Here is an 18,800-nt window from a genome sequence, read left to right as displayed (position 1 = left end):
CTCGATTCGGACCTACCTATTTTGGTAAGAAATCTTGTTAATGAATAATCCGGGTAGATGAACTACGAGATTTGGATAGAACTATGCGGGCGACGAGTGGTCAGGAACGTTCTGAAGTGGCCTATGTGCCAACGGAATACATGAGTGATTTAATCAAGTCAATGGGGGTCGATGGGATTATGTATGATAGCACGCTGCGCCCAGATGTTCAGGATTTAGTCTTGTTTAACGAAGATAGCTTGGAACAGATTGATTCGGAGCTGGTGACTTATCGAATTAGTGGGCTGGATTATTCGACTAAAAGAATGTCGAGGTGAACTAGAAAATTGGTCCGTAGCTAACAGTAAAATCAGTTATAAAATATAAAAACATGGTGTTAGCGAGTTCAAAAGAGCTCCCGCTAACACCATATTTTGGTTCAATGACGTTTAATTAATACCCGCGTGCCGGGTCCACCACGTTCCGACGCAACTCGCCAGTCTCCTGCAGGCTCTTCAGGTTGTCCGCCAGAAAGTCAAAGATCGGTGCCGTGTTCTCGACCGCAAAGCCAGTCTGGTGCGGCGTGATCAGCACGTTTGACAGTTCCCACAGGGCTGAATCCTTGGGCAGCGGTTCCGTGTTGAAGACGTCTAGTGCGGCGTTCAGCACATGCTTGTTGCGCAGAGCGTTGACCAACGCCTGCTCATCCACCGAGGTGCCGCGACCAACGTTGACGAAGATCCGGACGCCGTTCAGCTGGTTAAAGTAGGCCTCATTGAAGTAGTCGACCGTTTCTGGCGTCGATGGCATCGCGTTGATGATGACATCGGCGTCCTTGATCAAGCCCGCGTCGTCCTTCTGCGCTACCGTGCCCGCAAAGCCCGCTACCGCACGGCCAGAGCGGTTCACACCATAGGGATAGTTGCCAAAGCCATTCAGCAATTCGGCAATATCCTGGCCAATACTACCAGTACCGTAGATGACGACCTTTTGACTTGCCAGCAACGCCAGGTCATTGCGCTCTGGTGGCTGCCAGAAGTGGCCCGCCTGATTCTTCACCGCGTCATTGAAACCACGCAGGAAGTACAGCAGGTAGCCAATCGTCGATTCCGCAATTGCCGGGGAGTACACACCGACTGCATTGCTCAGCTTGATGCCGTGGTTCTTGATGTAGTCCAGCGGCAGGTAGTCCACGCCGGCGCTCACCGTCTGAATCCATTTCACAGCGTTGTGCGGGTCCTGCAACACGTTCAGCCCGTGCTTTCGACTCCAGCCAAAGATAGCGGTAATGCCACTGGTCTCAGCCATCTTTTCAAAGGGGACCACTTCGGCGCCCAAAGCTTCAATCTGTTTCGCTTGGTCCGGATTCAATGCCTGAAACGTTAAAATTCGTTCTGTCATCGTAAAACCTCCTCGAGCAAATAAAGTTCAGTGACGATTCGTGGGGAAAGGGTGGGCGGCACTTAGCCTCGTCTGCAGTGTAGTCGGTCATCCGCCATCCGCAACGTGACAAAAATTCACCGGCTGGTTTGTTAACTGTCCGTTCAAATTGATTGTCCGCCATGGAGCGACGCCAGCAATCACACGGGCAGTCGACTAATGACACCAATAATTAGCCAGACTGCAGATTACCCATGACTTGAACAGTTGTTAGCGGGGCATTGTTAGGAGACATCAGCGACCGGCATTGACGCGCTGTTATGCCTAATTGCTCGCCAGCTAATTTTGGCCGGATACCGCCACCCCAACTGGTCCACTAATCGTATTAGCTTTATTTTAGCATGAGTTTGCGAAATTACCGCCATAATTCATTACTCACAATTTGAAATCGTTTTCAATGATTAGCACACATTTCTTAATCTGTTACGATAGTTAACCAACAATTCCAGTAGAAATTTCTGATATAATCCATCAACTTTGACGATATTAGCGCCCAACCATTGAAACTTGACTTATCACTCGATATAATAGACACAAGACAGCAATTATTTATTTACACACATAACGTTTGGGGAGGTTAGAAAAATGTTAAATCTTGGTCTGGATATCCTAGGCCTAGCTAGATTTCAATTTGGAATGACCACTGTCTTTCACTTCTTCTTCGTTCCATTTTCAATCGGGCTAGCCTTTGTGGTGGCCGTCATGGAAACCATGTACGCCATCAAAGGTGACGAGGACTACAAGAAGATGGCGCAGTTCTGGGGCAAAATGTTCCTGTATAGCTTCGCTGTTGGTGTGGTTACCGGTATCATTCAAGAATTCCAATTCGGGATGAACTGGTCCGAATACTCTCGGTTCATGGGAGATATCTTCGGGGCACCATTGGCCATCGAAGCTTTGGCCGCCTTCTTCATGGAATCTACGTTCATCGGAATGTGGATGTTTACCTGGGGTCGCTTCAATAAGTGGGTCCACACGCTATTTATTTGGTTAGTTATGTTTGGGTCTTCACTTTCCGCACTGTGGATTCTGGCTGCTAACAGTTTCATGCAGAATCCTTTGGGTTACATCATCAACGCCAAGACTGGTCACGTCCAAATGGTCAGTTTCGGTAAGGTGATTGGGAACCCGCAGCTGTGGAATGAATTTCCACATGTTATTTTCGGTGCTTTTGTTACCGCTTCCTTTGTTGTCGCCGGTTGCTGTGCTTGGCGGTTACTCAAGAAGGATCACGTCACATTCTACCGTAAGTCCTTGAATGTGGCTTTGGTCATCGGCCTCATCTTCTCCCTGGGTTCCATTGCCAGTGGGGACATGCAGAGTCGCTACTTGATCAACAATCAGCCCATGAAATTCGCCGCCATGGAAGGGCTCTACAAGAACTCGACCAACAAAGGTGAATGGTCCGCTATCGCTGGTTTTGATAACAAGCAACACAAGACAACTTGGTCCGTCGACGTGCCTTACGTGCTGAATCTGTTGAGCTACCACAAGACGACCGGGACAGTTAAAGGTATGAACACCATCAACAAAGAAATGCATGCGAAATACGATAAGAAGTTTGGGAGCGACATGAACTACTACGTGCCGACGAAGACGTTGTTCTGGAGCTTCCGAATCATGTCTGGCGCGGGGGCACTGTTTGCCTTACTCGCCATCGTGGGGTTGATCTTCAACCGTAAGAAGTCGCAAGCGATTATGAAGCAACGCTGGTTCTTGTACATCTTGGGGCTGTGCCTGTGGCTTCCGTTTATCGTCAACACTGCTGGTTGGTTCATCACTGAATTCGGTCGTTACCCATGGATCGTTTATGGGCTGTTAACGATTGCCGATGCGGTTTCGCCAAATGTTTCCGTGGCCTCGTTACTGACGACCAACATTGTTTACTTCTTGATGTTTGCCGGCATGGGGGTCGTCATGATCGTCCTTTGCCACCGGGTCTTGAAATCTGGTCCAGATGACGAGTTGACTGACGGTTACGCATCCAGCGACACTGACCTCGATCCTTACTCAAAGGGGGCGTTCAACCATGACTAGTCTGCAACTTCTCTGGTTTATCTTAATCGGTGTGCTGTTTAGTGGGTTCTTCTTCCTCGAAGGGTTTGACTTCGGTGTGGGGATGCTCGTGAAGAGTTTTGCGAAAAATACGGCCGAACGAGACGTGGTCATCAAGACCATTGGACCGCACTGGGATGGTAACGAAGTCTGGCTGATCACTGCTGGTGGGGCGATGTTCGCGTCGTTCCCAATGTGGTATGCCACCTTGTTCTCCGGTTATTACCTCGTCTTGTTCTTAATTTTAGCTGCCCTAATTTTCCGGGGCGTTTCTTTCGAATTCCGGGCTAACATGCAAACGGACTTCTGGCGAAACTTCTGGGAATGGGCATCAACTATCGGCAGTTTCTGTGCAGCCTTCCTATTTGGGATGTTGTTCACCTCGATGATTGCCGGGATGCCGATCGATAAGAATGGCGACATGACCGCCCACTTTACGGATTACGTCAACCTGTTCTCCTTAGTCGGTGGGGTTGCCGTGACCGTGCTGTGCTTGGTCCACGGCTTAAACTTTATCCGGTTGAAGACGGAGGGGAGCTTACGTGACCGGGCCTTGGCTTGGAACAAGATTCTTTATCCCGTTCTGTTTGCCGGTGAAGTCTTATTCGCTGTCTTACTCTACTTCTCCACGGACTTCTTCGACAAGAAGCCAATGACCACCACGGCAATCGTCGTTGCGCTGGTCATTGTGACCTGCTTGGCTTACTGGGGCGTTCTGGGCAACCACGAATGGCTCTCATTTGTCGGCAGTGGTCTTGGCCTGATCAGCGTGGTCGTCTTGATCTTTAATGGGTTATTCCCACGGGTCATGATTGCTAACAATTCAGCTTACTCACTGTTGATCAAGAATTCCTCGAACTCCCCGTACACGCTACACTTGATGACAATCCTGACGTTTAGCATTCTGCCAATCGTCTTGATCTACTTCATCTGGAGCTACTGGGTCTTCTACAAGCGCCTGGCCTCACCAAAACAAGACGCTTAGGATAGGTCGTCTTCGGCGGTCAGAGACTCCACCCTGTGAGGCAGACCTGAAGCCTCGAAATACGCGAGTCTTCAAGGCAACTTTGAGCCTCATAGTTCGAGTCTCGAAGCTTGGCCAGGGTTCTAAGGCCGAGAAAATCACTCGGTCTAAGAACCCATCCACGGGGTTACGTCTCTAACCACCTGCGACTACGTTCATATTTTAGACGAGCAAGTCTTGTTTGGTGGAAGCTGGAATGGGGCGCACTTGCTATAAGCAGTGAGCTCAATCTGCAGGTTGGACGTGGTCATCATTACCTACAGTCGATGGTGGGTGCGTGAACTGTGATTTCCATTTTTCCTGATTAAATTGGCAGACGTCATGGAAGCCGTACCGGGTCGACCGGGGATGGTGGCCATGGCGCCTGTTTCGTTACCGCAATACACCGGGGCCGATTACTCGAAATGCGGGCATGAAAGCAGTATCATTACTGTATGTATTGCGGTTACATAGGATTATTTATTTTGGCTGCGACTTGGCCATTTTAGGGCGCAGTTAAGAATTGGTTGTGCTGAGATTGGTAGCGGATGTATGCGGGAATTTATGGGCTATAAACAAGTCTATGGCAACGTTAAACCATGCGGTGAAGTTGCTATGAAATGGCGTGTTTCTCATGTACTAAACATTTGTCTTGTCAGAAAGTTAGTCCGAGCCGGAGTGCGACCATTTAGAATCAATTTGTATCTAGTCTTTTGAGGGGGCGTTTGGATTTGATTGATCAACGTGTGTTTAAGTTTCCCGGGGTGAAACCGGCAGCAGCCATGATGGCGGTACTGACTGTGATTCAAGCCATTATGATTATTCTACAAGCTCAGTACCTGTCTGCGGCCATCGTTCACCTGTGGAAACAGCAGCCAATTGGGACCATCGTGGCCCCGTTGGCGGTCTTTGCGGTTGCCTTTTTGGGCCGCCATTTGTTAACCATCTTAAAGGATTGGCTCCTGTATCCGTTTGTCGAGAAAACGACCAAAACGCTGCGGAAGCAATTCATGGCGAAACTCTTTGACCTCGGCCCCAGTGTCGTGGCGGAGAAGGGGACCGGAAACGTGGTCACCATGGGACTGGAAGGCATCGACAAGATTCAGACCTATCTGATGATGATCATTGGTAAGGTGCTCGACCTGTCGATTACGCCGTGGCTGATTCTGATTTACATCGCCATTATTCAGTGGAAAGAGGCGCTGTTTCTGCTCGCCATTTACCCGCTGATCATCTTCTTCATGATTATCTTAGGCCTGGCCGCGCAAGCCAAGGCCGACAAGCAGTATGCCGGCTACCAGCGGCTGTCCAATCACTTTGTGGACACGTTGCGTGGGCTGCCGACGTTGAAGCAGCTGGGACTAAACGAGACCTATGCCGACAATGTTTATCACGTCAGCGAGGACTATCGCAAGAAGACCATGGCGACCTTGACGATTGCCATGACGTCGACGTTTGCCCTCGACTTCTTCACCACCCTGTCCATCGCCATTATTGCCGTCTTCTTGGGCTTTGGTCTGATGAACAGCACGATTCAACTGTTGCCTGCACTGGTCATTTTGACGCTGGCACCAGACTACTTCGCACCGATTAGAAATTTTGCCAACGACTATCACGCCACTTTGAATGGGAAAAACGCGCTGACGGCCGTGCTGGACGTTCTCCAACGCGCCACGCCCAACGACCGGGAGTTATTGTCTGACCGTGATCCCGTTTGGCAGGACGACGATGCGCTTAAATTTGATCACGTGAACGTGGGCTATAGTGCCGATGACACTACGCTACAGGACATCAGTTTTGACGTGCACGGCTTCCAAAAGGTCGGCATCATTGGGGCGTCGGGGTCTGGAAAGTCGACTCTAATCAATACGCTCGGCGGTTTCTTGAGCCCCCAAGCTGGCGAGATCAACGTGCGCGGGACGCAGGTGCCCCACCTCGATCAAAAGGCTTGGCAACGCAGTTTCGTTTACATTCCGCAGGCACCGTACCTGTTTCACGCGAGTCTTCGTGACAATTTAGCATTTTACTCACCGGATGCCGATGATGCGGCGGTCAACGCTGCGGCGGCGAAGGCTGGGTTGACCGACTGGATCGCCACCTTACCCGCTGGTTTGGACACGCCGATCGGTGAAGGCGCCCGGGGTGTCAGTGGGGGCCAAGCACAACGGATCGCGTTGGCACGGGCCTTTCTGGACGACTCCCGCCGAATCTTACTCTTTGACGAACCGACCGCTCATCTGGACATCGAGACCGAAGTTGAGTTGAAGCAGACCATGTTACCGGTCTTTGACCACCATCTGGTCTTCTTCGCGACCCACCGGCTTCACTGGATGAACGAGATGGACTACATCTTGGTCATGGATCACGGCAAGATTGTCGAACAGGGGACGCCAGCCGAGTTACAGCAACGTGACGGGGCTTACGTCCGGTTACGGTCAGAAATGGAAGGGGCGACGGTCAAATGAAAGGGTTCTTTGCGACATTTAAGAACGATCACTGGGTCATGCCCTACCTGCGGCGTTACCGGAAATTACTGGCGCTAGTGCTATTCTTAGGGTTCATGACGTACTTCTGTGGAGCGGCGCTGATGTTTAACTCCGGCTACCTGATCAGTCGGGCGGCGACGCATCCCTATAACATCTTGATGATTTATGTGCCTATCGTGTTGGCGCGGGCCTTCGGGATTGGCCGGCCAGCGTTTCGGTACGCGGAACGCCTGACCAGCCACAACTGGGTGCTGCGGATTGTTTCCGACTTCCGTAAGCGGCTCTATCAGGCCGTCGAGAAGCAGGCGGTTGCGATTCGCCAGACGCACCAGACGGGGGATGTCCTGAGTATTCTCGCCGAGGACATCGACCACATTGAAAATTTATACTTACGAACGGTCTTTCCGCTGGTCATTGGCTGGTTGCTGTACCTATTCGTGGTCATTGGTATCGGTTACTTTAGCTGGCCATTTGGGCTGTTAATGCTCCTTTTGTTAGGGGTCATCGTTATCGTGATGCCACTCCTGTCCGTCGCCGTTAACGGTCGGCGGGAATTTCAGGCGCGACAGGTGCAACGGCGGTTCTACACGCAGTTGACGGACGCTGTCTTGGGCTTGGGTGACTGGCTGATTTCCGGTCGGCGCCAGGACTTTTTGCAGCAACAGGATGCGCCCATCGATGAGATTGCCACGTTGCGGCGTGCCGACCATCATTTCCAGTGGTGGCGTAACTTTGCCATCCAATTTATCTTCGGTGCCGCGGTGATCCTCCTGGTCTGGTGGGCCGGTGTCATGTTCACCCACAACCAGGCCGAAGCCAACTGGGTCGCCGCGTTTGGCCTGGCCCTATTTCCAACGGTCGAACCCTTTTCTGAAATGAGTCAGGGGGTCAGCGAATGGCCAGTCTACCGCGATTCCATCAAACGGGTCAACGCGCTGGACGAGAATGAGCCGGTCAAGGTTGCCCAGACGGAAATTGGGGCGTTGGCGGAGCTAAAACTCGACCACGTTCAATTTACCTATGCCGGCGCGAAACGGCAGGTTATTGACGATCTGTCGCTGACGCTACATCCCGGTGAAAAGCTGGCCTTGTTGGGCCCGAGCGGTACGGGGAAGAGTACGCTGCTGAAATTGATCTTAGGCGATGAGCGACCATCTAGCGGGAGCGTCACGTTAAATGGTGAACCTATCGCGCGGTTACAGGACCAGCGCGCACAACTCTTTGGCGTGCTTGACCAGCAACCGTATCTGTTCAATACGACGGTCATGAACAACGTTCGGCTGGGTAATTTAAACGCCACGGATGACGAGGTCCGGGCCGCCATCAAGGCCGTTGAACTGGACGACCTGATTGCGAGCTTGCCGGAAGGGTACAACACGGAGGTCCAAGAGGCCGGTAGTCGTTTCTCCGGTGGGGAGCGGCAACGGTTGTCACTGGCGCGGATCTTGTTGCAGGATGCGCCGATTATCATCCTGGATGAACCCACGGTCAGTCTGGACCCGATTACCGAGCAACACTTGCTGGACACGGTCTTTAGCGTCTTGCATGATAAGACGATCATCTGGGTCACCCACCATCTGGCGGGCATCAATCACGTCGATCAGGTTCGCTTCATTGAGGACGGCCACTTCGACATGCAAGGGACGCCGGATGAGTTATACCGCAACAATGCGCGGTTCCGGTCGCTGTATGACTTGGACCGAGGGCGGTAGGAGTTAGTGTAATTTGTCAATTAAAAATGGGAAGGGCAACGCTGAGTGATTGGCGTTGGCCTTCCTTTTGTTTGGGGCGATCGGTTATGGGGCTATTTGTCTTCGTTGAATTTGAATTGGTGGCGAAATAGAAAGCGATTCGTTCATTTAGGTGTTAACGGTCTAGTCCAGTATAGTTGGTTTATTGCCTGCTACTCTGTCAATCATAGATAGGGGGTGTCAGTCATGCTGAACTCTTTTCTTGCACCGCTTGTGGTTGGTTTAATGGTTGCATGGTTTACGAGCTGGTTGGATCGTAGACACCACAAGTAGCTTGATAGTGGACAATCTAACCCACCCGTTTAGTTGCTTACAGAGAATTGGACGATAAAAATAGCACTTACGGACTCAACCCGTAAGTGCTATTGGTGCGGTTGAAACGATGTCGCCATGCTGAATTCTCTTTTCAAGACCCATCATAGCCGTTGTGGGTGTGAATGACAATCAAAGTGTCCGGCAATCGCTTTGCCCGGTAATTAGTTGTAAGAGAAGACTAGTATTTTACGGTAGCAAGTAGAACTTGTTTTGACGTTTCAAGTCGGGTGTAATCATTTGTGGGGCTATTCATCCTCAGAGAGATTGAGTTCATGGCGAAATAGAAAGCGATTCGTTCATTTAGGTGTTAACGGTCTAGTCCGGTATAGTTGGCTTATTGTCTGCCACTCTGTCAATCATAGATGGGGGGTGTCAATTATGTTGGTAGCCTTTTTTGCACCACTTGCGGTTGGTTTAATCGTTGCATGGTTTACGAATTGGTTGGATCGTAGACACCGCAAGTAGCTTGATAGCGGACAATCTAACCCACTCGCTTAGTTGCTTAAATAGAATTAGACGATAAAAATAGCACTTACGGGCAGACTCCGTAAGTGCTATTGGTGCGGTTGAAGCGGTGTCAATATGTTAGTATCCTTTTTCAACTCTCATCATATCTGTTACGTGACGGAAAGGCAATCAAACTGTCCGCCAATCGTATTACCCGCTAATTGATTAACTTAGTGATCGCGGCGCAGGAGCATCGTGGTCAATTTGGTCAAATCGTCACGCGTTGTGCCCGCTGGCAATTGCGCGATGTTGGCTAAGGCCTTGTCCGTCCATTCCGTCGCGAGTTTCCGGGCGGCACCGACGCCATCATGCTGAGCAACCAATGCTTGAACGGCTTGAATATCGTCGTTGGTCATCTCGCGTTGCTTCTTCAACAAGCGGTGGAAATCATGCGGTGCCTTGGGAATCGCCAAGAGCAGGGGCAGGGAGTATACGCCGGAGCGTAAATCCTCCAGAATCGGTTTCTTGGTCTTTTTCGGATCGCCCGCATAGTCCAAAATGTCATCGAGCATCTGATAGGCACTCCCGATGGCGAGGCCGATTTCCCGGGTCAAGTCGACGACGGTCTGTGGAGCGCCGGCAACCATGGCGCCCTGATAACAACTGAGTGCAAAGAGTTCGGCTGTTTTACCTGAAATTTCGGCGAGATACTCGTCCAGTGTCGTATTTTCCCGATAGTTGAGGTCCATCTGGTGAAGCTCTCCCCAGAGAATCTGGTGCATGGAATTGACATGATTTTGAACGAGGTCGCGGTCAGCCGTGGATTTCAGTACCTGATTAAAGTAAACGGTAAACATGAAGTCGCCGGCATAGATGGCGTTGCGGCGACCGTATTTCATCTGAATCGTCCGCACACCGCGGCGAGTAGGCGATTCGTCGATCACGTCGTCATGAATCAGCGTGCCCACGTGGAGAATCTCTAAAGCCGCTGCCCCCGCCTGTAGCTGCACCGACGTGGCTTGGTCGCCGAACTCACTAAATAAGTAAAAATATCCGGGGCGCAGAAGCTTGCCGCCGGAGTTTAAGAGCGCTAATATTTTATTGTGGATGGGCTGGTTATCCAACTGAACCGCTGCCAATAAGTATTTTTGCAACGCGTTTAGTTGTGGTTCTACCTGGGGAAATTGCCGCCAAAGTTGTCGATCCATTTTGCACCTCACTGTATGTACACGATAAATTTTATCTTACCTATATGTGGAAACGTTGTCAAATAAAGGTTATCATCGTTTTAGAAATTATTTTAAAGGGGACCCTTATGACTGTTCAAATCTTTCTCGAATTAGTAGAAATTAAAGCAAAAATTGCGTCCGTTTGGCCATTTTTACTCGGCCTGATCTTTGTCCAAGCCAACTTTCAGCACATCAACTGGGGCGTGACCATCCTGTTTTTCGTGGCCATGCTGCTATTTAACATGACCGTTGACATCAATGACAACTACCAGGATTACACGAAGGCCGGCAATCAGGCTGCGGAGTGGAAGAAAAATACCAATATTATTGGCGTCAACCACTTGTCGATTCACCGAATCTTTGCGTTGATGGCAAGTATGGCGGTTGTGGCCGGCGTTATCGGCTTGTATTTAGTCTGGGTGACCGGCTGGCCGTTGCTGGTTATGGGGATGTTCTGTTTCTTAGTTGGCTATCTTTACGCTGGTGGTCCCAAACCGCTGTCGGGTACGCCAACCGGAGAATTTTTCGCCGGTTTTACCATGGGCTACATGATCATGTTAATCACCATTTACCTGAACCTTTATCAAACGAACCAGTTCACCGGTTTGTTAATGGCCCGGGTATTGCTAGCTTCCGGAATTGCGATTGCGGCCATTGCTGCTCTGTTACTGGCGAACAACATCTGTGACGCCAAGGAAGACCTCGACTTAAATCGCAAGACCATTGTGTATTACCTAGGTAAGCGGGGGGCGCTCTGGTTGTTTGCCAGTTTCTATGTGCTCGGTTACCTGTCACTGATAGTCAGTGTCGCCATTGGTGACTTGCCACGCTGGTCGCTACTGGCCCTGCTGAGTATCCCACTGATTTACCGCAATGTGCAAGGATTATTTCGTGTTCAGGTCAAAAAAGAAACGTTCATCCTCGCCGTCCGCAGCCTGGGGATTCTCGCGTTGACCACGGTAGTCGCTGAAGCCCTCGGACTGTGGTGGGGTTAAGCATTCGTAAATGTCGATGGCTTCCCGTTGTGTTTTTAAGGCTCAGTCAGGTACAATAAAAAGAAACACCTGCTTTGTCGTTGGTTTTCGCCTTATCGGGCGCTTGTGGCTGCCAAACATTCCAGCCAGTGGGGACCGGCCAAAGTCCGTGAAGCAGTCTTTGACCTCGCTTTGAAGCCTCGCTAAGACTGCGAGTCTCCAAAGACGTTCCGTGGTGTAATCCGGGAAAATTCCCCCGACTAACGTCACCGACACGGGCTTCCATAGTTGGCCTCCTCCAGCGAAGGTTGCTAGTCCAAATTATCAAAAGCTATCTGGCAAATGAACGGACTACTAGTTGGGAGTTGATGCTGGTACGAACCAGTGTCAGCCGTGAGGGTGGTCAAAAATAGGCTCAGCCGTGGCACTGCCTTAGCGAAGCGTTCTACTTCGGTTAGGCAGAACCGACCTTTGAGACCTGAACCATGGGCTCAAAGTCGCGTTCACAGCGTTCCAGCCTATTTTTGACCGCCCGGTAAGGCGAAATCTTAAACTACCTAGCAGGTGAATCAAAGATGGAGGTTCGTTTGCAATGAAACTATTAGAGGATCGGATTCGTCAAGACGGGACTGTGCTTCCCGGCAACGTCCTTAAGGTCGATAACTTTTTGAACCACCAGATTGATCCACAATTGATGGACGAGCTAGGTGCCGAATTTGCGCGGCGGTTCCAGGATGCTGGCATCACCAAGATTTTGACGGTGGAGTCATCCGGGATTGCACCGGCCGTCATGGCGGGGTTGCACATGGGGGTTCCCGTAATTTTCGCGCGAAAGCACAAGAGCTTGACGTTGACCGATAACTTATACACGGCCAAGGTTTATTCCTATACTAAGCAGGTCAATAACGATATTTCGATTGACCGGCGCTTCTTGAATCCAGAAGAAAAAGTGCTGATCATTGATGACTTCTTAGCCAATGGGCAAGCCGTGCAGGGTCTCCTAGATATCGCCGCAACGGCCAACATCAAGGTTGCTGGCGTCGGGGTCGTCATCGAGAAACGGTTCCAAAAAGGCCATAAAATGGTCGCGGATGCCGGTATTCAGCTTGAGGCATTGGCCAGCATTGCTTCGTTTGAAGATGGCCAGGTTATTTTTGCCACCGATAAGTAAAATGCTAGACTTGTTTAATGATTGCCAAGACTTTAAAATGAAAGTAGTAAACCATTGCAGTGTTTAACGGAAAGATTATTAAACTTTAAGCGAGAAAGTAGGGAGTAAAATTGGCGAACACGGTCTTATATCCTGGAGATACGATTGGGGTGGTTGGTAGCAGTGCCAACGCCGCAATGTTAGTGACCACGGCCCGGAAGATGGGGCTGCGTGTCGGTGCGTACGGTGCGGATGAAACGAGTGAGGCGTTACAATTGGCCGATTTTAAGGCAGTCGGTTCAGCGAAGGACCGCGACAAGCTACAGCACTTTGCTGAGAGCTGTGCGGCCATTGTGTATGACTCGGATCGGGTCAGCACCGACGTCATCAAATTTTTAGCGCAATTTACCCGGATTCCGCAGGGCAGTGACATGTTGGAAATGATGCAAGACCGGCTGTTAGAGCGGGCTTTCTTTGAACAACTCAACGTGAATATTGCGCCATACGCCACCATCATCAACCTCGATGACGTGTACCAGTCCGTCAATTCTATTGGCTACCCGTGTGTGCTAAAACCCATCCAAAAGGAATGGTCACACGGCCGTGAGTTGGTCATTAAGACCCAAACGGATATCGCAAAGGCGGCCGGCTTGTTGGATTGGGGGACGTACATTCTTGAATCCCAAGTTGCCTATGACCGCGAGTATTCCATTCTCGTGGCACGTGACCAAGACGGCAATCAACAGGCATTTCCAATTACGGAGGTCCAGTCCGTTGACGACCGGCCTATCCGCACCTGGGTACCCGCACAGGTCGATGATGCCGTTGCCGGTGAAATCCATCGGGTGGCCAGTGAAGTCGCTAAGAACGTCAGCTACGTGGGTATCTTCGAGGTGTCCTTCTACCTGACTAGCAGCGGGGCAATCTATGTGAAAAAGATCGTGCCAGCGCCTAGTGAAACGGGATACGTCTTCGAAGCCGCCGCAACGATCGACGAGTTCTCGGAACATTTGCGGGCCATTGCGGGCTTGCCATTGGCGGAACCTCAAATCTTGACGCCGGCCGTGACCGCCTCATTTACCGCGGGTCAGCTGAGCGCAATGCGGACACAATGGCAATTAAAGGCCAACTGGCACTTTAACTTCTACCATCTGCGTCACCAGCAAGATAACGAGACGATGGGGCATATCGCCGTTCAGGGGCCGTCAGTGAAGCCAATTTTAGATCAGCTCGACGACACCGGTATCTGGTCAGAAAAATCGGATAACGCAGAGTGAAATTAAGTACGCGACACAGGGCGCTGTAGAATTCTCGAGTGAGAGTCCTTCTACAGCGCCCTTTATGTGGTTTTTAGTGAGTTGAAATATGGGAATACTTGTCGTATTTTAGACTGGCATTTGTTAAGCTTAGTGCGTAAATGCGTAAATGCGTAAATGCGTAAATGCGTAAATGCGTAAATGCGTAAATAGAACGAGCTGACGACTAATTTAACCAACAAACCGATAATTAGCGGGCGTCAGTGGATAAACGGTCTAAACGCGATCACGGTTGTAGGCGAACACCACGTAAAATTTTAGAATATCGGCCGGAGTCTCAGCAGAACGTATGTTTTTTTGGTATACTATTCAAGACTAATTACAGAGAGGATTGTGTTCAGGGTGGCAGGAGAAGAATTGTTAACTGGCATGAACGATAAGCAAACGGAGGCCGTCCTTCAGACCGAGGGGCCGCTGCTGGTACTGGCAGGTGCCGGTAGTGGGAAGACCCGGGTGTTAACGCACCGGGTCGCCTACTTGATCGAACATAATAACGTGATGCCGTGGCGGATTTTGGCCATCACATTTACGAATAAGGCCGCTAAGGAAATGCGTGAGCGGGTCATCAAGTTGTTGGGCCCAGACGGTAACGATGTCTGGGTCTCCACGTTCCATGCGTTGTGTGTCCGTATTTTACGGCGAGATGCAGATAAATTAGGATATAATCGGGCCTTCACCATTGCCGATCCTGGTGAGCAGCGAACGCTGGTCAAACGAGTCTTGCAGCAGCAGAATCTAGACGTGAAGAAGTTTGACCCACGTTCTGTCCTGGGGGCAATTTCTAATGCTAAGAACGCTTTGCAGACGCCAGCAATGATGAAAGAAGCAGCTGGTAATCCCTTTGAAACGACGGTCGCCAGTGTCTACGATAGCTATCAACGGGAACTGTTGGCTAATCAGGCGATGGACTTTGACGATTTGATCATGCTGACCATCAAGCTGTTCAATCAGGACAAAGACGTGCTGGGCTACTATCAGGAAAAATTCCAGTACATCCACGTCGACGAATATCAAGATACCAACGATGCGCAATATACGTTGGTTAATTTGCTGGCCAAGAAGCACGGTAATCTGTGTGTCGTTGGGGATGGGGATCAAAGTATCTACGGTTGGCGGGGAGCCAACATGGAAAATATTCTGAACTTTGAGCACGACTATCCCAACGCCCACGTGACGTTATTGGAGCAAAATTACCGGTCAACCAAGACCATTTTGAAGGCTGCCAACGACGTGATTCAAAAGAACGTGAACCGGAAGAAAAAGGACCTCTGGACGGAGAATCCTGATGGTGAGAAGATCTCCTATTACCGGGGGCAAAACGAAAATGATGAGGCTCATTACGTGGTCGCTAAGATTCAAGAAGAAAACCAAAAGAATCACCACGATTACGGTGACTTCGCCATTCTTTACCGGACTAACGCCCAGTCGCGGGTGATTGAAGAAACTCTGGTTAAAGCCAACATTCCGTACACCATGGTTGGGGGGCACAAGTTCTACGACCGTAAGGAAATTCGTGACGTCTTGGCTTACCTGACGTTGATTGCTAATCCGGCCGATTCCATGAGCTTGGAGCGGATCATTAACGAACCCAAGCGCGGGATTGGGGCCACAAGTATTGAAAAGTTACGGGACTTCGCTGACTTTAACGGTTGGACCGAGCTGGAAGCCACACAGAACATTGCGCTGGCAACAAATCTAGGTGCCCGGATCCGTAATGCTATGGAAAAATTTGGGATGACGCTGAAGGTTGTGCAGGATAAGGCAGCGACGATGAGTGTTTCCGATATTACTAGTGAATTATTGGATCAGAGTGGCTACATGGCTGCTTTGAAGGCATCCAAGAACCTCGAAGCCGAAACGCGAATTGAAAACATTGAGGAATTCTTGTCCGTTACCCAAAAGTTTGATACTGATTGGGACAATACCGATCATGATGAAAATCAGGATAACCGGTTGGTCGAATTCTTGGCCGACTTGGCCCTAGTCTCTGCGCAAGACGATGTTGAGGAAGAACCCTCTGAAGTAACCTTGATGACGTTACACGCTGCTAAGGGGTTGGAATTTCCAGTTATCTTCTTGATGGGCTTGGAAGAGGGCATCTTCCCGTTGTCACGGGCCATGCTTGAAGACGATGAGCTCGAAGAAGAACGGCGATTGGCTTACGTGGGGATCACGCGGGCCCAGACCAAGTTGTACCTGACCAACGCTTACTCACGGATGTTGTACGGCCGGCGTCAGACCAATCCACAGTCCCGTTTCGTCACTGAAATCGATCCAGAACTGCTGCACTTAGACTACAGCGAGACCAAGTCCGGATTGACGCCGAGTCGTCGGGATGTGCCATTTGCTCGACGGACGGCTAGTGCCGTGGCTAATCCATACCATGGCAAGACCGGACGGGTCAGTGAACCCACCGGTACTGGTGCTGAGAAAGTCAGCTGGAACGTTGGCGATAAGGCCAGTCATAAGAAGTGGGGCGTCGGTACGGTAGTCAAGGTCAACGGTACCGGTGAAGATGCCGAGTTGGACATTGCCTTTCCAGAACAAGGTGTTAAGCGGTTGTTAGCCGCCTTTGCACCAATCAAACGTGTTGAATAAAAAAGTTAACGTGGGAGGAAGAAAATGACTGATCAACCCATTGATGCTTTAACTGAAGAACAGGCCGCTACTGAAGCGGCCGACTTACGGCCCCAACTTCTGAAGTGGGGTCAACAATACTACGATGCGGATACACCAGCCGTTGAAGATGACGTGTACGACCGGGTCTACGCGCGATTAGTCGCCTTGGAAACGGCCTTTCCCGCCATCGTCACGCCGGATTCACCAACACAACGCGTGGGGGGGAGTGCCCGTGGTGACTTACCAAAGGTCACGCACGATATCCCCATGTTGTCATTAGGTGACGTTTTTTCTGTGGACGAGCTCAAGGCCTTTGATGAACGCTTACGGTCGAATGTCGAAGACGACTTCGACTATAACTGTGAGTTGAAGATCGACGGCCTGGCGATTTCGCTGCGGTATGAAAATGGTGAATTTGTGCAGGGGTCTACGCGAGGTAATGGCCAAATTGGTGAAGACATTACTGCTAATTTAAAGACGGTCAAATCAATTCCGCAAACGTTGAGTCGGCCGCTAACCATCGACGTGCGGGGCGAGTGCTACATGCCTAAGGCCGCCTTCCTAGCGCTGAACGAGCGCCGGGAAGCTGCTGGTAAGGCGCCATTTGCCAATCCGCGGAATGCTGCGGCCGGAAGCTTGCGGCAACTCGATACGCAAGTCACCGCTGACCGTCAGTTGGCGACGTTTATGTATAACATTGCTGACTACGAACCGCTGAACACGCGGACGCAGAGCGGTTTGTTGGATGAATTGGCCGAACTAGGCTTTACGACAAATGCAACCTATCAAGTGGCCCACAACATGGATGACGTGGCTGCCTATATCGACCAGTATCAGGGGAAACGTGCCGACTTGCCCTATGGCATCGACGGCATCGTCATTAAAGCCAATTCGTTACCGTTACAACGGGAGATTGGCGCCACAGTCAAGGTGCCACGGTGGGCCATTGCCTACAAGTTCCCACCCGAAGAGGTCGAAACGGTCGTTCGGGATATTGAATGGACCGTTGGCCGAACAGGGATTGTGACGCCAACGGCCGTAATGGATCCCGTTGCCTTAGCTGGGAGCACAGTGGCTCGCGCGTCCCTGCACAATCCAGATTACCTGGAGGCTAAGGACATTCGGTTGGGCGACACCGTGTTGCTGCATAAGGCGGGAGACATCATCCCCGAGATTTCGCAGTACGTTGCGGCTAAACGCCCAGCGGATACACAACCGTATCCGGTGCCAACGCACTGTCCTTCCTGTGGGGCCGAACTGGTTCATTTGGATGAGGAAGTCGCGTTACGCTGCATCAACCCACGGTGTCCCGCACAGTTGGCCGAAGGAATGAACCACTTTGCCTCGCGGAATGCCATGAACATCGCTGGGTTAGGACCACAGATTGTGAGTCAGCTGTTTGACCGTAAGTTAGTCGATGATGTGGCTAGTTTGTACCGGCTCACAACGGACCAATTATTAACTTTAGATAAATTTGGGGAGAAGTCAGCCCAAAACCTCTTGACAGCCATTGATAATAGTCGCAATAATTCATTAGAACGTTTGTTATTTGGTTTAGGAATTCGCCACGTGGGGGCTAAGGCCGCTCGGTCGATCGCCGCTGAATTTGGCGATATCGATCACTTGATGGCCGCCGACAGCGAGCGCATCTCCGCCATTGATACGGTGGGGGGCATCATTGCCGACAGTGTCGTGACCTACTTTGCCAGCGACCAGGTGCAACAGTTGATCGCGGAACTCCGTGAAGTGGGTGTCAACTTGACGTTTACTGGTGAGATTCCAGCCGCCGACAGTGAGGGCCAGTTTGCTGGGCAACGGGTGGTCCTAACGGGAAAGCTGCAAGAGCTGACTCGTCCAGAGGCCACTGAATGGCTAGAAAGACATGGTGCCACGGTCACGGGGAGCGTCTCAAAGAAGACGGACCTGTTGATTGCGGGTGAAGCTGCCGGTAGCAAACTGACCAAGGCACAGTCGCTGAACGTCCCCGTTTGGAACGAGGCGCAGCTACGAGCCGCCATGGACGAAACGAAATGATG

Annotated in this window: 14 protein-coding genes; 12 read left to right on the top strand and 2 right to left on the bottom strand. The window is 50.9% G+C overall.

All coding sequences use genetic code 11. The features are described 5' to 3' along the window. Positions 1-71 precede the first annotated feature (71 nt). Positions 72-317, top strand: a complete 246-nt coding sequence (locus FC99_RS03255) for an RES family NAD+ phosphorylase (protein ID WP_156166944.1) — start codon at positions 72-74, stop codon at positions 315-317. Positions 318-432: 115 nt separating this feature from the next. Here the strand turns inward: FC99_RS03255 and FC99_RS03250 are convergent, their stop codons facing one another. Beyond that, positions 433-1,380 carry an NAD(P)-dependent oxidoreductase gene (locus tag FC99_RS03250; protein ID WP_048735654.1) on the bottom strand — a complete coding sequence of 316 codons (948 nt, stop codon included), beginning with the start codon at positions 1,378-1,380 and terminating at the stop codon, positions 433-435. A 624-nt stretch (positions 1,381-2,004) separates the two neighbouring features. On the opposite strand from FC99_RS03250, the gene FC99_RS03245 reads away from it, so the two are divergent. The 6 genes from FC99_RS03245 to FC99_RS14415 all read left to right on the top strand — a co-directional run bounded on the left by FC99_RS03245 (position 2,005) and on the right by FC99_RS14415 (position 9,494). Further along, on the top strand, positions 2,005-3,456 hold the full coding sequence (locus FC99_RS03245; protein ID WP_048735655.1) for a cytochrome ubiquinol oxidase subunit I: 1,452 nt from the start codon (positions 2,005-2,007) through the stop codon (positions 3,454-3,456). Further along, complete coding sequence (cydB, locus tag FC99_RS03240; RefSeq protein ID WP_048735656.1) at positions 3,449-4,459, top strand: cytochrome d ubiquinol oxidase subunit II; 1,011 nt, start codon at positions 3,449-3,451, stop codon at positions 4,457-4,459. The genes FC99_RS03245 and cydB overlap by 8 nt, the downstream gene beginning before the upstream one ends. Positions 4,460-5,208: 749 nt before the next feature. After that, positions 5,209-6,942, top strand: coding sequence for a thiol reductant ABC exporter subunit CydD (cydD, locus tag FC99_RS03235; RefSeq protein WP_048735657.1), 1,734 nt, complete (start codon positions 5,209-5,211; stop codon positions 6,940-6,942). Then, positions 6,939-8,675: a thiol reductant ABC exporter subunit CydC gene (gene cydC, locus FC99_RS03230; RefSeq protein WP_048735658.1), complete on the top strand. Its 1,737-nt coding sequence runs from the start codon at positions 6,939-6,941 to the stop codon at positions 8,673-8,675. Before cydD ends, cydC begins: the two co-directional genes overlap by 4 nt. Positions 8,676-8,900: 225 nt before the next feature. Further along, entirely contained in the window at positions 8,901-8,987 is an 87-nt protein-coding gene (locus FC99_RS14420) for a type I toxin-antitoxin system Fst family toxin (RefSeq protein ID WP_420843315.1), read from the top strand. Positions 8,988-9,407: 420 nt separating this feature from the next. After that, positions 9,408-9,494, top strand: a complete 87-nt coding sequence (locus FC99_RS14415; RefSeq protein ID WP_420324068.1) for a type I toxin-antitoxin system Fst family toxin — start codon at positions 9,408-9,410, stop codon at positions 9,492-9,494. 212 nt (positions 9,495-9,706) lie between these two features. Here FC99_RS14415 and FC99_RS03225 read toward each other — a convergent pair whose 3' ends face one another. After that, positions 9,707-10,684 (bottom strand): polyprenyl synthetase family protein, encoded by a 978-nt coding sequence (locus tag FC99_RS03225; protein WP_048735659.1) that lies wholly within the window; start codon positions 10,682-10,684, stop codon positions 9,707-9,709. A 107-nt stretch (positions 10,685-10,791) separates the two neighbouring features. Between FC99_RS03225 and FC99_RS03220 the strand changes: the two genes are divergently transcribed. The 5 genes from FC99_RS03220 (at position 10,792) to ligA (ending at position 18,798) form a co-directional block, all read left to right on the top strand. Then, positions 10,792-11,700, top strand: coding sequence for a 1,4-dihydroxy-2-naphthoate polyprenyltransferase (locus tag FC99_RS03220; RefSeq protein ID WP_048735660.1), 909 nt, complete (start codon positions 10,792-10,794; stop codon positions 11,698-11,700). Positions 11,701-12,271: 571 nt separating this feature from the next. Further along, on the top strand, positions 12,272-12,850 hold the full coding sequence (locus tag FC99_RS03210) for a xanthine phosphoribosyltransferase (RefSeq protein WP_048735662.1): 579 nt from the start codon (positions 12,272-12,274) through the stop codon (positions 12,848-12,850). A gap of 110 nt (positions 12,851-12,960) precedes the next feature. After that, positions 12,961-14,106, top strand: a complete 1,146-nt coding sequence (locus tag FC99_RS03205) for an ATP-grasp domain-containing protein (protein ID WP_048735663.1) — start codon at positions 12,961-12,963, stop codon at positions 14,104-14,106. Positions 14,107-14,514: 408 nt separating this feature from the next. After that, positions 14,515-16,743, top strand: coding sequence for a DNA helicase PcrA (gene pcrA / locus FC99_RS03200; protein WP_420324069.1), 2,229 nt, complete (start codon positions 14,515-14,517; stop codon positions 16,741-16,743). A 24-nt stretch (positions 16,744-16,767) separates the two neighbouring features. After that, positions 16,768-18,798: an NAD-dependent DNA ligase LigA gene (ligA, locus tag FC99_RS03195; protein ID WP_048735665.1), complete on the top strand. Its 2,031-nt coding sequence runs from the start codon at positions 16,768-16,770 to the stop codon at positions 18,796-18,798. Positions 18,799-18,800 lie beyond the last annotated feature (2 nt).

It is taken from the genome of Levilactobacillus koreensis JCM 16448, from assembly GCF_001435525.1.
GTDB classification, from domain to species: Bacteria; Bacillota; Bacilli; order Lactobacillales; family Lactobacillaceae; genus Levilactobacillus; species Levilactobacillus koreensis.
This window is presented reverse-complemented; position numbering and strand designations above follow the sequence as displayed.